The organism is Pseudomonas sp. MWU13-2100, from assembly GCF_023242365.1.
Taxonomy (GTDB): domain Bacteria; phylum Pseudomonadota; class Gammaproteobacteria; order Pseudomonadales; family Pseudomonadaceae; genus Aquipseudomonas.
The window spans coordinates 40,361-54,666 of sequence record NZ_JALLIX010000020.1; the positions used below are offsets into that span (position 1 = coordinate 40,361).

Annotated in this window: 9 protein-coding genes; 4 read left to right on the top strand and 5 right to left on the bottom strand. The window is 57.5% G+C overall.

Going from position 1 to position 14,306, the window contains the following annotated elements:
* Positions 1-265: 265 nt before the first annotated feature.
* A complete protein-coding gene (locus M5B99_RS15615) occupies positions 266-3,010 on the bottom strand; it encodes an RHS repeat-associated core domain-containing protein (RefSeq protein WP_248804890.1) in 2,745 nt (914 codons plus the stop codon).
* A gap of 17 nt (positions 3,011-3,027) precedes the next feature.
* Complete coding sequence (locus M5B99_RS15620; RefSeq protein ID WP_248804891.1) at positions 3,028-4,497, bottom strand: DUF6531 domain-containing protein; 1,470 nt, start codon at positions 4,495-4,497, stop codon at positions 3,028-3,030.
* 403 nt (positions 4,498-4,900) lie between these two features.
* On the opposite strand from M5B99_RS15620, the gene hexR reads away from it, so the two are divergent.
* Positions 4,901-5,767, top strand: a complete 867-nt coding sequence (hexR, locus tag M5B99_RS15625; RefSeq protein WP_040071809.1) for a transcriptional regulator HexR — start codon at positions 4,901-4,903, stop codon at positions 5,765-5,767.
* 107 nt (positions 5,768-5,874) lie between these two features.
* Here hexR and M5B99_RS15630 read toward each other — a convergent pair whose 3' ends face one another.
* Positions 5,875-6,087, bottom strand: a complete 213-nt coding sequence (locus tag M5B99_RS15630; protein WP_248804938.1) for a hypothetical protein — start codon at positions 6,085-6,087, stop codon at positions 5,875-5,877.
* On the opposite strand from M5B99_RS15630, the gene M5B99_RS15635 reads away from it, so the two are divergent.
* Positions 6,028-6,219, top strand: a complete 192-nt coding sequence (locus M5B99_RS15635; protein WP_248804892.1) for a PA3496 family putative envelope integrity protein — start codon at positions 6,028-6,030, stop codon at positions 6,217-6,219. The genes M5B99_RS15630 and M5B99_RS15635 overlap by 60 nt on opposite strands.
* Here M5B99_RS15635 and M5B99_RS15640 read toward each other — a convergent pair.
* Positions 6,161-7,123: a LysR family transcriptional regulator gene (locus M5B99_RS15640; protein WP_248804893.1), complete on the bottom strand. Its 963-nt coding sequence runs from the start codon at positions 7,121-7,123 to the stop codon at positions 6,161-6,163. The two genes, M5B99_RS15635 and M5B99_RS15640, sit on opposite strands and share 59 nt — an antisense overlap.
* A gap of 202 nt (positions 7,124-7,325) precedes the next feature.
* Here M5B99_RS15640 and M5B99_RS15645 point away from each other — a divergent pair, with 202 nt between their 5' ends.
* Together M5B99_RS15645 and oadA are read left to right on the top strand one after the other, a co-directional pair.
* Complete coding sequence (locus tag M5B99_RS15645) at positions 7,326-8,741, top strand: acetyl-CoA carboxylase biotin carboxylase subunit (protein WP_248804894.1); 1,416 nt, start codon at positions 7,326-7,328, stop codon at positions 8,739-8,741.
* An 11-nt stretch (positions 8,742-8,752) separates the two neighbouring features.
* Positions 8,753-10,561, top strand: a complete 1,809-nt coding sequence (gene oadA / locus M5B99_RS15650; protein ID WP_248804895.1) for a sodium-extruding oxaloacetate decarboxylase subunit alpha — start codon at positions 8,753-8,755, stop codon at positions 10,559-10,561.
* Between the two features lie 158 nt (positions 10,562-10,719).
* Here the strand turns inward: oadA and M5B99_RS29975 are convergent, their stop codons facing one another.
* The gene (locus M5B99_RS29975) at positions 10,720-14,304 is read right to left on the bottom strand and encodes an autotransporter domain-containing protein (protein WP_263860536.1); all 3,585 of its coding nucleotides are present in this window, start codon (positions 14,302-14,304) and stop codon (positions 10,720-10,722) included.
* Positions 14,305-14,306: the final 2 nt, after the last annotated feature.

Below are 14,306 nucleotides of genomic sequence, written 5' to 3' on the forward strand. Positions count from 1 at the left end.
AGTTTTCCATCGTTGGCTATTTTGTGGATGGCAACCATTACGATGTAAGCGGCGAGCGAGCAGAATATGGGTGCGATACATGACCAGATAATCCACGTTTTATTGTTGTCTGCTTTTTTGTACGGTGCAGAAAGTAGTAGTGCTAAAGTGAAAAAAATTGGATAGTAGTAATAATGTTCTCCCATTCTTCTGGGGATAAGCTGAAAAAAAATGGATGCATAAATGATTAGCGATAGACCTATTATTAATGTGATCGTGATTTTTTTCATTGAGTGGCCAGTTTTTTTAGTTTTCTATTAAGATTTGCTGGGAACCAATAAGACCCTAGATCTTTGAAAGGGCCTACTCCGTCGAGAGCATTTGATGAGCACTTAGAACAAAGTCCTCCACTGCATCCGCCTAGGTTTTGTATTCTTTCTATGATTTCCTGATCTTGGGCTGTGGTGGTTTTAAAGAAATGAGCGATCACGTCGTCACCATCGCCTTTCTGGAAATTTATGTAGTCATTAAGATTTGCATTTTCGTCGTATAATGCGCCGCCAGAACCCTTTGGGCCATTCATGTAACTTCCACCTGGATCGTAAAGTACTTGAGTATTGTCGGCTGAGACAAATACGCCGGCGTGTGTTCCAAAGATTGGAGTGTTATTGTTTATGATGACAGTGACATCAAGTCCCAATGGGTCTGTATATCTATGCGGATTGCCCAATGCGTATAAGAAGGTATTCAACCCTCCAGCCAGACCAATCGGATCGCTTTGTATGTATCTACCCGTTTTTGGAGCGTAGTCGCGAAAATAATTATAATGCAGACCCGTTTCAGTATCGAAATATTGCCCGGGAAATCGAAGGTTCAAGCTGAGAGAGTTGCTGGCGTCTCCTATTCCGAAAGCATCCGACTTCCATTGCCACACCCCTTGTTGGCTCTCGTCGGTCGCGAGGCGCGGTGTATTGAGATGGTCGCTATGCAGGTAGAATGGTGTGCTTTCGACAACACTACCTTGGACGTCATAATCCATTGTTATGCCGCCCAGCGGTAGGCTATCAAGCCAGATATAAAACTGACTTTTCGTTTTCTTGCCTTGGCTGTCGAATTGAGTTTCACCGAGTAATTGCCCCGTCGGGCTATAGATAAAGGTGGTAATGCCTTGAGGGGTTATTTTTTGTGTGCGCTGACCGAGAGCGTTATAGCGATACTCGGCGAGGTTAAGTTCGGCGTTTTTCACGTGACTCAACCGGTTTCGTGCGTCATAGATCATTTGGCGGTCTGCTCGGTCTTGAATCAAGTTGCCGGCGATGTCTGTCGTTACTGGCTGATCGGCAATGCGTGTCAGTCGATTGCTGGAGGTTTCATACTGATATTCAGTGACCGAGCGCTCTTGAATTTGTCTATCAATTAGTGGCGTGTGGGTTTTCTCCGTTCGATTGCCTCCGGCGTCATAGGCATAATTATTTTGATGAGTATCGACTTTTTCCTCGGTTAAACGGTCCAGGGCATCATATTGATAATTCAAATCTCCAAAGAAATCACTTTGGAGGCGGGTAATGTTGCCATTGGCATCGTAGTGATGGGTGCTTTCCCAGTTAGATACGGTTTGCTTCACCAGTCGATAGTCTTGATCGTAATCACGATTAAGGAGGGTTCCATTTTTCCAGTTCACGCTTGTCAGCGGGCCGAACGGTAGATAGCTAATATGGCTGGCGAAATCCTCAGGAAGAGTGTTGCCTTGTTGGAGCTGTACATTATTGATCCGCCCGATGAGGTCTCGTTGGTAATGCAAGTCAAGGGGGGCCGGGTAGTCAAACTGGGTCAGTTGACCAAGATCATTGTATCGATAGCGAAGGGTTTCTTGCTGGGCGACTCCGTTTACTCTGAGTGTCTGGCGTAGCGCTATCAGTCTGCCTCGCTCGTCGTAGCTGAATAACAGCTCGCTATCCGCATGGTTTGCAGCCGTCAGGCGACCAATGCCGTTGTTACCGTCTTCGATCATATCGTAGTGGTATTGGCTGTCGAGTTCAGGTTCGGCTGGATAGCGACGCGCGATCAGGCGATTCAATGCGTCATACTCATAGCTTGACACTATTCCTCTGGCGTCAGTCTTTTGTATGAGGTTGCCAGCGGCGTCATAGACGTAAGTGCTGGTCCCGCTGTCAGGACTGACAACTGTTGTCAGGTTGCCCAACGCGTCGTACTGGTAACGTGTTGTCACCTCCCTTGGGTCGTTGACCTGGACGAGATTGTCCTGAGCGTCGTATTCGTATTGGATTATTCCATTAAGGGCATCGGTGCTCTGGGTGAGTCGGTCGAGTGGGTCGTAAGCTCGGTTATGGCTGGCATTCCGTGGGTTTGTGTGGCGTGTGGGATTATCATTCAGGTCGTACTGCATGCTGTTCGTTTGGCCGGCAGCGCCCACCGACCGTAAAAGGCGTCCCAACTCGTCATAGACCCATTGATGCTGCCTGGTCAGTTTTCCTGTGCTGTCTTTCAGTCGCTGCGCCGTGCGATTACCCATCGGGTCGAGATCGAATTCAATCTGCTCATCCCTATTATTGGTGATACGAGTCAGGCGTCTGGCATCGTCCCATGTGTAGTCTAGCCAGCTGCCATCCCCATGGATTAAACGGGTGATGTCGCCAGTGGCATTGTATTCAAAGTTGATGGTGTTACCGGCCGTGCTCGCCGAAACCAGCCATCCTTGTGGAGAGTAGCTTAGCGCGATAACTACGCCGTTAGGATCGATCACCGTTTGTGGGTTGCCCAAACTGTCGAAGTCAGAGAGCGTGGTGGAATGTCCTAGGGCGTTGATCACCCGGACAAGGTGACCTTGGTCGTCGTGCTCATAGCGAGTGATGTCCTCGACATCGGTACGTGGGCCGTCAACGGTTTCAATCAGGCCTAATGTGTTGTAGGTGTAAGACCAGCTGCGCTCTTCGGTCTGTGCCCATGTTGTGGAGAAATGAGCTGACAAGCAGAAAGCCAGGAGCCAAGTCTGGAATGATGGTGGATTCATGATCAGATCCTTCTGATTCAGCGTGGGGTTATGGTTTGGCTGAGCGGTCGTCCTTGAGGGTCGTAAGTGTATTGAACGGCTCGATCCGGTTCAGTAACCCGTATGGGAGAGAACAGCGTCGGATGCCATTCGGTGGAGATTGTTCTCGCGTCAGGTGTTCCGCTTGCTTCTGTTCGGGATGTTTCTAACCCTCGAGTGTTTCGGGTATAGGCGGTTACGTTGCCTTTGTTGTCCGTTTTCGATTTGAGAAAACCTTGCTCGTCATAAGCAAAGGTCGATTGGCTGTCTGGGCAGTTGGGGGAGGGCTCGCCATCTATAGACTTTATACGTTTTGTACCTCCGACCAATTCGAATTGGTAGTGAGTTTTCTTGCCGAGTTCGTTGGTAACGGTAGAAGAACCGTCGTCGTTATAGTCGACGGTGATCTTTTGGGCGCCATTGGAGTGTTCGCTGGATATGGCTCGGCTTTGGTTGTCGTAAGTCCAGGTGGCATAACGGACGCCACGCTCGTCCTCAATGGCCGTGAGAAGCCGGCTGTCATTGGGGTCTTCATAAAAATACTTGCGCCTTTCTGACCGGTCGGGATAATTTCGGATGACTGATTTTAGTTGTATATAGGTGTTGTACTCATAAAGAATATTGACGTGCTCTGTTGCCAGACTTAAAGGTTGCCTTCTGGCGTCTTCGGTGAACTTCAGGCTGAAGCCGAAATCGTCCAGAACCTCTACAAAGTCTTCGGTGTATTTCAGATGTTGAGAGATGCCATTTTTCCGAATGCTCAGCAGTTTTCCGGTGTTGTCGAAGGTCAGGAATTCATTGCCAGGGGAGCTGTAGATAAAGGTATCGTCTCCCTGAGTCAAACTTCCTACTTCAGGTGGCTTTGGAGTATGGCTGTCGGCTGATTTTTCGAATATGGACACTCTGCCATCCGCATGTATGACCGTCGTGGTTGAGCCTTCTACTATAAGGCGTGATGAGTACGAGTGTGTCCAACGGCCGTGCGCGCTGCTATAAAATCTGGAAAATTCAATGGGACTAGATTGTGCCGCGGTCTTGGCTGCGGAGAAATCTGTTTCTGCCTGAGTTTTGTAACCCGATGAGAAATTTATGGGGTTTCCCGCCGTACTTGAAGGGCAGGTGTCTTCGTTTTTATGATGTTCACATTGCCCATTAAGTGGATTATAGAATTTTTCAAGCGGACAACCATCTCCAAGCCTGACGATGGGGCTATTTGCGCTTGTCTCATCTTCGTAAGGCTCGTGGGAGATCACGCAGGTCCAGTTGCGTTCGTCTTCAGCTCTGACTGATAGATAATAAAGATCATCATAATCGTAATATTTTTTCCACACCCATCTGCAGGCTAGCTCTGGTGAGGCATGTTTAGGTTCTGGGTGGTAGAGCAGCAACCAAGAGTACTCTTCTGCTGAGAGTTCATAGCATGAAAAAAACAGAAAGCAAAAAAATATGAATTTTAATTTCTTGTTCATAAAAGCTCAATCATCCGTGATTGTGAGGGCTGTGTTTAGTTGTAGCTTGAGTTTCGAGCGCTTTTCAAGCGTGAAAGTATTTGATAATGTTTAAACACTGATGTGTATGGACGTGTGTCAGCGGGGGGGGTTAAGTCGTTTTAGTGGGTTTTACGAATATAGAAAATTTTGTCAGCAGTTTTCTTGTAAGAGTCTGTAATAACCACCTTAAGCGGGGAGTCACCCTATTTAGGTGCCTGAGGCGGGGTTGGGGCTTAGCCGTCTTCTCGACCGCTACAGGGCTGGGCCGTTTGCAAATCAGGGCCTGGATGATGGATTTGAGCGGGCAATTCGCGAATTCTTGTAGTATAACTACAAGACTGCTACATCCCAGGCGTTCGCCCATAACAATGAGTCCAGCCCTTTGAACCTGTTGCAACACATCGCCCAGTCTCGCAACCTGCTGCGCAAGTCCGAGCTCAAGGTCGCCGATCACGTCCTGCTCGATCCGGCGGCGGTGATGCACAGTTCCATGGCCGACCTGGCCCACAGCGTGGGCATCAGCGAACCGACCATCGTGCGTTTCTGCCGGGCCATCGGTTGTTCGGGTTTCCAGGACCTGAAACTGAAGCTGGCGCAGAGCCTGGCGGCCGGTGCCAGCTTCGGCCAGTTCGCGATTCACGAAGACGATTCGGTGGCGGACTACAGCCTGAAGATCTTCGACACCACCCTGCACACCCTGATGGACGTGCGTGAAAAGCTCGATCCGGCCGCGTTGCAACGCGCGGTGACCGCCATGTCGGCGGCGCAGCGCGTGGAGTTCTATGGTTTCGGCGCTTCCGGTGCGGTGGCGGCGGATGCCCAGCACAAGTTCTTCCGGCTGTTGCTGACGGCGGCGGCGTATTCCGACCCGCACATGCAGGCGATGTCGGCGGTGACGCTCAAGCCCACCGACGTGGCGATCTGCATTTCCCAGTCGGGCCGTTCCAAGGACCTGCTGATCACCGCCAACCTGGTGCGTGAAAGCGGCGCGACCCTGATCACCCTGTGCCCGAGCCAGACGCCGCTGGCCGAGCTGTCGACGGTGAACCTGGCCATCGACGTGCATGAAGACACCGAGATCTATACCCCGCTGACCTCGCGGATCGCCCACCTGGTGGTGATCGACGTGCTGGCCATGGGCGTGGCCATGGCCCGTGGGCCGAGCCTGGTGAATCACCTCAAGAGCGTCAAGCGCAGCTTGCGCAGCCTGCGCCTGTCACCCAAGTCGGTAAAAGCCCTCGACGACTGAGGTCCACTGACTCTCTGCATCAGACGGGCTTGTGTGGCGAGCGGGCTTGCCCGCGCTCGACTGCCAAGCCGTCGCAAAACCGGTCGTCTAGGTATGCCTGATAGGCCTCATTCGCCGGTTTTAGGGGCGCTTCGCGCCCCAGCGCGGGCAAGCCCGCTCGCCACAGGGTCAATTTTCATCTGCCTGTCACGTGGTTGCCGCCAAACCGTCATTGCCCCCGTCCACTCTGTAACTCCCGTACCCACCCTGGGAGACTCGAAATGGCCCGGCACCACGAAGAGCAAAGCAGCGTCAAAACCCGTCGGCAGCAGGAAGATCAGCGCCGCATGGAATTTCGTCGCGCAATCGAAGACCGCACCGAACAGCGCCAACTGCAACAGGAAATCGCCGCACTCAATTACTGGCAGGCGGACTCGGCATCCGACCGTCGAAGCGCTCAGCCAGCCCGCTGATTTGTAACCGTTCACTGCGAATAAACCCCAGGAACGCATGGGCGACCGGTGACAGGCGTTTGTCCTTGGCCTGAACCAGGCACCAACTGCGATAGAGCGGCAGTTCTTCCACCGGCAGTTCTCGGAGCACGCCGGTCGCCAGTTCCAGGCTCAGGGCATGGCGCGTCAACAGGGCCAGGCCCAGGCCCGCCACCACGCACTCGCGCTGGGCTTCGCCCGAGGTCACTTCCAGCGTCTGCGAGAAGTGCACGCGTTTCTCCTTGAAATACTCCTCACACGCTATCCGCGTTCCCGACCCCGCTTCGCGGATCAACAACGTATACGGCTCCAGGTCCTGCAAGCGCAGCGGGCCGCCGTGGCACAACGGGTGATCGGGCGGCGCCACCGCGACAATCGGATTGTTCAGGAACGGCAGGAATTCGAGCCCCATGTCCTGGGGCACCATCGACATGATCAGCAGGTCGTCGCGGTTGTCCGAGAGGCGCCGGAGCGCTTGTGCGCGGTTGACCACCGTCAGGTGCAGGTTGACCTCGGGATGCTGGCGCTTGAACGCGGCAAACAGATGCGGGACGAAATACTTGGCGCTGGATTCCACCGCCAGTTTCAGTTGTCCCTGCAGCGAGCCTTGCATGTCCGAGAGCTGCATATCGAGGTTTTCCAAGCGGCCGAAAATATCCCGGCTGGCCCGCTGTAACGCTTCAGCCGCCTCGGTCATGTAGAGCTTTTTGCCGACGTAATCGAACAAAGGCTGGCCAATCAGCTCTTCCAACTGACGAATTTGTAGGCTAACGGCTGGTTGTGTGAGAGACATTTCGTCGGCTGCGCGGCTGTAGGAACGCAGATCGCAGACCTCGTTAAAAATCTTGAGCTGACGTAATGTCATACGCATCAAGGACTTACGCATTTTATAAATACTCATGGAGGCTGCGAACCGTCCAACTATAAGCTTTTGCTTATGAGCGACCCAATAATTATTGATTTTGGTTTATCGCTGGGGAGGGCTAGTGTGGACTGCGCGACTGACTTGAAACATTTAGTCACGCGCCGACCCGTTTTTTCGGTTGCACCCCAAGGGTTGTTTGTTCCAGCGGCTTAGGAATTTCCAAGTGATAAAAAAGATCCTGATCGCCAACCGTGGTGAAATTGCCGTACGAATCGTGCGTGCCTGCGCCGAGATGGGCATTCGCTCGGTCGCGATCTATTCCGACGCTGATCGCCATGCCCTGCATGTGAAGCGCGCGGATGAGGCCCACAGTATCGGTGCCGAGCCGCTGGCCGGCTACCTGAACCCGCGCAAGCTGGTGAACCTGGCGGTGGAGACCGGTTGTGACGCACTGCACCCCGGCTATGGCTTCCTGTCGGAAAATGCCGAGCTGGCGGATATCTGCGTTGAACGCGGGATCAAGTTCATCGGCCCGTCGGCGGAAGTGATCCGGCGCATGGGCGACAAGACCGAAGCCCGTCGCAGCATGATCAAGGCCGGCGTGCCGGTCACCCCGGGCACCGAAGGCAATGTCGCGGACATCGCCGAAGCCCTTACCGAAGGCGACCGCATCGGTTACCCGGTGATGCTCAAGGCCACCTCCGGTGGCGGCGGGCGCGGTATCCGTCGCTGCAACAGCCGCGAAGAACTGGAACAGGCCTTCCCCCGGGTGATTTCCGAAGCGACCAAGGCCTTTGGTTCGGCGGAAGTCTTCCTGGAAAAATGCATCGTCAATCCCAAGCATATCGAAGCGCAGATTCTCGGCGACAGCTTCGGCAACGTGGTGCACCTGTTCGAGCGTGACTGCTCGATCCAGCGCCGCAACCAGAAGCTGATCGAAATCGCCCCCAGCCCCCAGCTGACCCCGGAACAACGCGCCTATATCGGCGACCTGTCGGTGCGCGCGGCCAAGGCGGTGGGCTACGAGAACGCCGGCACCGTGGAGTTCCTGCTCGCCGAGGGCGAGGTTTACTTCATGGAAATGAACACCCGGGTGCAGGTGGAACACACCATCACCGAAGAAATCACCGGCATCGACATTGTCCGTGAGCAGATCCGCATCGCCTCCGGCCTGCCATTGTCGGTCAAGCAGGAAGACATCATCCATCGCGGTTTTGCCCTGCAGTTCCGGATCAACGCCGAAGACCCGAAGAACAACTTCCTGCCCAGCTTCGGCAAGATCACCCGTTACTACGCCCCCGGCGGTCCCGGCGTGCGTACCGACACGGCGATCTACACCGGCTACACCATTCCACCGTTCTACGACTCCATGTGCCTGAAACTGGTGGTCTGGGCGTTGACCTGGGAAGAGGCGATGGACCGTGGCCTGCGCGCGCTGGATGACATGCGCCTGCAAGGGGTGAAAACCACTGCGGCCTATTACCAGGAAATCCTGCGTAACCCGGAATTCCGTAGCGGCCAGTTCAATACCAGCTTCGTTGAAAGCCACCCTGAACTGACCAACTACTCGATCAAGCGCAAACCCGAAGAGCTGGCCCTGGCCATCGCCGCCGCCATCGCCGCCCACGCAGGCCTGTGAGGACTATTACAATGAGCAAGAAGATTCACGTTACCGACACTATCCTGCGCGACGCCCATCAATCGCTGCTCGCCACCCGCATGCGCACCGAAGACATGCTGCCGATCTGCGAGAAGCTCGACAAGGTCGGCTACTGGTCCCTGGAAGTCTGGGGCGGCGCGACCTTCGACGCCTGTGTGCGCTTCCTCAAGGAAGACCCGTGGGAGCGCCTGCGCCAACTGCGCGCGGCCTTGCCCAACACTCGCCTGCAAATGCTCCTGCGTGGCCAGAACCTGCTGGGTTACCGCCATTACAGCGACGACGTGGTCAGGGCTTTTGTCGCCAAGGCGGCGGTCAACGGTATCGATGTGTTCCGCATCTTCGACGCCATGAACGACGTGCGTAACCTGCGGGTCGCCATCGAGGCAGTGAAGGCATCGGGCAAGCATGCCCAGGGCACCATCGCCTACACCACCAGCCCGGTGCATACCATCGAGGCGTTCGTGGCCCAGGCCAAGCAGATGGAAGCCATGGGTTGCGACTCGGTGGCGATCAAGGACATGGCCGGCCTGCTGACTCCTTACGCCACTGGCGAGCTGGTCAAGGCGTTGAAGAGCGAGCAGTCGCTGCCGGTGTTTATCCATTCCCACGATACCGCCGGCCTGGCCGCGATGTGCCAGCTCAAGGCGGTGGAAAACGGCGCCGATCATATCGACACGGCGATCTCCAGCTTTGCCTGGGGTACCAGCCATCCGGGCACCGAGTCGATGGTCGCGGCGCTTAAGGGCAGCGAGTTCGATACCGGCCTGGATCTGGAACTGCTGCAGGAAATCGGCCTGTACTTCTATGCCGTGCGCAAGAAGTACCACCAGTTCGAAAGCGAATTCACCGCAGTCGATACCCGGGTGCAGGTCAACCAGGTGCCGGGCGGGATGATCTCCAACCTCGCCAACCAGTTGAAAGAGCAGGGTGCCTTGAATCGCATGGGCGAAGTGCTGGCGGAGATTCCGCGGGTACGCGAAGACCTCGGCTTCCCGCCGCTGGTGACCCCGACCTCGCAGATTGTCGGCACCCAGGCGTTCTTCAACGTCCTCGCTGGCGAGCGCTACAAGACCATCACCAACGAAGTGAAGCTGTACCTGCAAGGCGGCTACGGCAAGGCGCCGGGCGTGGTCAACGAGAAGCTGCGGCGCCAGGCCATCGGCAGCGAAGAAGTGATCGACGTGCGTCCGGCCGATCTGCTCAAGCCGGAAATGGTCAAGTTGCGCGGTGAGATCGGCGCCCTGGCCAAGTCGGAAGAAGACGTGCTGACCTACGCCATGTTCCCGGATATCGGGCGCAAGTTCCTCGAAGAGCGTGAGGCCGGCACCCTGGTCCCTGAAGTGTTGTTGCCGATCCCCGAAGCGGGCGGCGTGCGTTCGGCGGGCGGCGAAGGTGTGCCAACCGAGTTCGTCATCGACGTGCATGGCGAAACCTACCGCGTGGACATCACCGGTGTCGGCGTGAAGGCCGAAGGCAAGCGGCACTTCTACCTGTCCATCGACGGCATGCCGGAAGAAGTGGTGTTCGAGCCGCTCAACGAGTTCGTCAGCGGCGGCACCAGCAAGCGCAAGCAGGCCAGCGTGCCGGGCCACGTCAGCACCACCATGCCGGGCAATATCGTCGATGTGCTGGTCAAGGAAGGCGACACGGTGAAAGCCGGCCAGGCTGTGCTGATCACCGAAGCCATGAAGATGGAAACCGAAGTGCAGGCGGCGGTGGCGGGCAAGGTTGTCGCCATTCATGTGGCCAAGGGCGACCGGGTCAACCCGGGCGAGATCCTGATCGAGATCGAAGGCTGATCCAACGCCTTCGACGATAAACGTTTTTCCTCGGGGGGGCATGTGCCCCCCTTTTTTTGGTCTTGCGTTTTCCCCGCCCCATCTGTGATGAGCCGGGTTTATGTGGCGAGCGGGCTTTTGACCTGTGCAGGCTTCACATTGTGTCAGGCGCGCTCTTTTTAAAAGGTCAGCCTCCACTGCCCCATGACCCCATGGTTGCGGCTGTTGCCGCCGACTTCCCCGGTGTAGCCGACGCCAAGGCGCTGGCTGGGCGATAGATTCAGGTCCAGTCCGGCCTCCAACAGCAAGCTGTCGCGGTCCAGGGCGGCGCCCTTGACCTTGAAGGTGCGATCGGTCACCGCGAGTTTTTGTTCGGTCGTGCTGTCGACGTCGCCATACAGGTGCTTCCAACCAGCGCTCAGGCGCGGGGTCAGGCTCATTTTGTTATCGAGGACGGTGATGGCGCTCGCGCGCAAGCCGAAGGTGCTGTTGAGGTTGCCGTGGGTCTGGGCGCTGACGTCCAGGGCCGCTTCGCCGCCGCTCTGCTTGAAACTGTTCCGGTGATAACGTTCGTAGCCGAGGCCGGCGAACGGTTCGAGGCTCAGGCCGGCAGCACCGAAGGTGTAACCGAGTTCGGCGAAGGCTTGTTGGCTGTTGGCGTCGTAGTCGCCTTTGAGACGATCACGGTAGCCGTTGAACGCCAAGTTGTGTTCGGTCCTGCCGGAATGGCTGCTGTACACGGCACCGAGCCGCAGGGCCAGCGGGCCGCTTTGGCGCAGGGCATAGGCGCCGGCGTGCCAGCTGTCTAGGCCACCGGTAAAGCGTTGGCCTTTGAAGTCCGACTGCGACTGGCCGCCAAGGAGGCCGAGGCGCCATTCGCTGTCGAGCGCCCAGTCGGCACCCAATAGCAGGCCCCGGGTGCTCTGCCGCAGCCCGTGGTGGCCGTGATTGCTGTCGAATCTGGCGGAATTGCCCAGGCCTTGAACCCAGAGCCGGCTGTGGCCGCCGTTCATGACTTGAAGTGTCTTGCTGCCTTGGCCGGCGTGCAGGCCTTCCGTTTGGCGCAAGGCTGCCAGCAGGCTGCTGCCCACTTGCCGGGAGCCGCTGAGTGTCGCGTTGCGCAACTGGGCGTTGCTGCCGCCGGAAAGCTGCTCGAGCGCATGGCCCGCTTCGACGGCGCTGATGTAGCGCAGGGCCTGGTGCAGTGGTGAGTCTGCGGACGTTTGCTGCGGTGGGGGTTGGTCCGACAGCTCAATCTCCTGGTGTTTCTGGGCGACAGGCTTGGGCGGTGTGATGGTTGGCTCGGATGCGACCGGCTCGGGCGGTGTGATGGCCGGTACTGAAGCGACTGGCTCGGTCGGTGTTATGGCTGGCACATCAATGTCCGGCGTCGTGGGCTCAGACGGGACAACCGGTGTTGGCGCCGGTGCAGGCGTGGGTGGCGCTATCCAGGGGTTCAAGGCTCCCCCGACGTTCTGGCCGTTCTCGGTATTGCCGAGATCCTCCAGATTGACCTCGTTGCGTTTGTAGGTGATGTCCACCTGCGTCGGGGTGTAGTGGGCGATAGCGGTCATCAACGCCAGGTTGCTGCTGATCTCGGCGAATTTTCCTTCCCGCTTGCCGGCTTTGATCACCGTGTGCCGCTGGTTTGCCGGCGATTCGTTGGCGGCCAGTACGTAGAGTCGGGCGCCGTTCAGATGGGCGGTGCCACCGACTTCGACGGTGGCGCTGTTGCCGTTGGCGTCGATGCCGTAGGAGAGGGTCGCGCCGGGATCCAGGGTCAGGTGCTCCTTGACCCTGGCGGCGCCCTCCAGGGGATCAACCTTCAGGGTTCCCGCTACCCGCAGCTGTCCGACCGTTCCGTTGCCGCTGTAGCTCGCTCCGTCGCTGACCCGCGCAGTCCCGAGAATTCCGCCCCTGTTGATCAAATGGGTATGCGCCAGGATCTCGGCCCCGGTGCTGAAGTCGTCCTGACTGGTGAGGGTCCAGGTTCCCGTCCTGACCTGTAGCCGCTCGAAGTGGCGGCTGTTGCCGAAGCTGCCGCCCTGGGCGTCATCGAGGACCACCAGGTCGTCGTTGGCTTTAAGTGGTGTGTCAGGGTTGGCGCCGAGTAGAAAGCTCTCCAGGTAATCGTCCGTGGTCCCGCCGTCCACCCAGCCGGAAAATTGACTGGCGCTTTTCACGATCAGGGTGTCGCTTTCACCGCCCAGGTTCAGGGCCACGCCGTTGCCGCCGCTGATCAGGCCGTTGTTGATCACGGTATCGGCGAACTGGCCGACCAGGTTGACGCCAAAGCCGTCGAGGCCACGAATGGAACCATCGTTCTCCAGCAGCAAGGAGGTTGTCCGCTGGTCGGCGAGAATACCGTTGTGCTGCCCCTCGATCTCCGCGTCCTTATGGTTGCTGAGGCGACCGCCGTCGAGGTACACGCCCTCGCTGCTATGGCGTGGACTGGCGGAGTCGCCGCCGGGGCGATGGCCCCGGTCAAAACCATTGGCTCCGCTGCCCGTGATTCGGCCGTGGTTGTCGATGTAGATCCTGCCCCGGGCCCGCAGTCCGTCGGCATCGCTGTCTACGGCGGCGGTGGTTCCTGTCACGGTGCCACGGTTGAGCAGATGGGTTCCGCCTTCGATCCGCAGGCCCGTGCCGTCCTGCGCCGCCAGCTGGGCCTGGCGAAAAATTTCGATGCCGTTACTGAACGGCGTCTGTCCGCTCAGCGACCAACTGCCTTGCCGGACCTCCAGCCGTTCGAAGTTGCGGCTGTCGCCGAAGCGGCCGCCCTCGGGGCTGTCGAGAATGATCTGGTCATACCCCGTGTTGCCGTCGACGATACCTTCGAAGCGACTGTTTGCCTGCACGATCAGGGTGTCGTCACCGCCGCCCAGGTCGAGGGCATGGCCGTTGCCGCCGTGGATCAGTCCGTTATTGGTCACCCGGTCGGCCTGCTCGCCAATAAACTGCACGCCAAAGCCTTTCTGGCCGTGGATAGTGCCGTTATTTTCCAGTGTGGTGGATAGCTGCGCCGGATTCTGGTTGCCGTCACTCACGACGATGCCGTGATCGGCGCCGCTGATGCTGCCCTTGGCATATTGGATGATCGTACCGCCGCCGATGGCGATGCCTTCGCTGGTATGAACGTCGCCATATTGGTCCACGCCTCGACTGCCTTTGCCGACAATCTGGCCGCCGTTATGGATCTCGGCGCTCGTCTTGATCCGGATGCCATCGCCGTCGGCGTCCAGGGCGACTGCATCGCCCGTTAAGCTGCTGTAGTTGGTGATCTTGCCACTGCCCGCGGAGTGGAAAGCTGCGCCGTTGAGTCCGCTCACCCGATCCCGGTTTATAAGCTCTCCCTGGCCTCGAGTACTGACGCCGTGACGCCCGCCCGTGACGACTTTGTTGTTGATCACGGCGACATCACTTGCCCCCAGTTCTATGCCGTCATGTTGTTCACTGGTGACCTTCCCGTCGTTGACGATGCGGCCGGTGCTGCGTCCGCTGAGCTTGATGGCGCTTCCGGTAATCGCTTGGATCTCGCCGTCACGATGATTGGTGTAGTCGACTGATGCGCCGCTCAGCGTGATCGCGTCACCCTTGGTGGCGTGCAGGCTGCTGGTATTCATGACGGCCAGGCGAGCGCTGGCGCGATCCTGTTCACTGGCGGCTGAAGAGGTGCCAATGGGGCTGGCTTGTGTGTCCCGCAGGATGATAGTGGTCAGTGCCAGCGTGATAGCGAGTGCTAGACGATGAGGGGTAGGGGGCATGC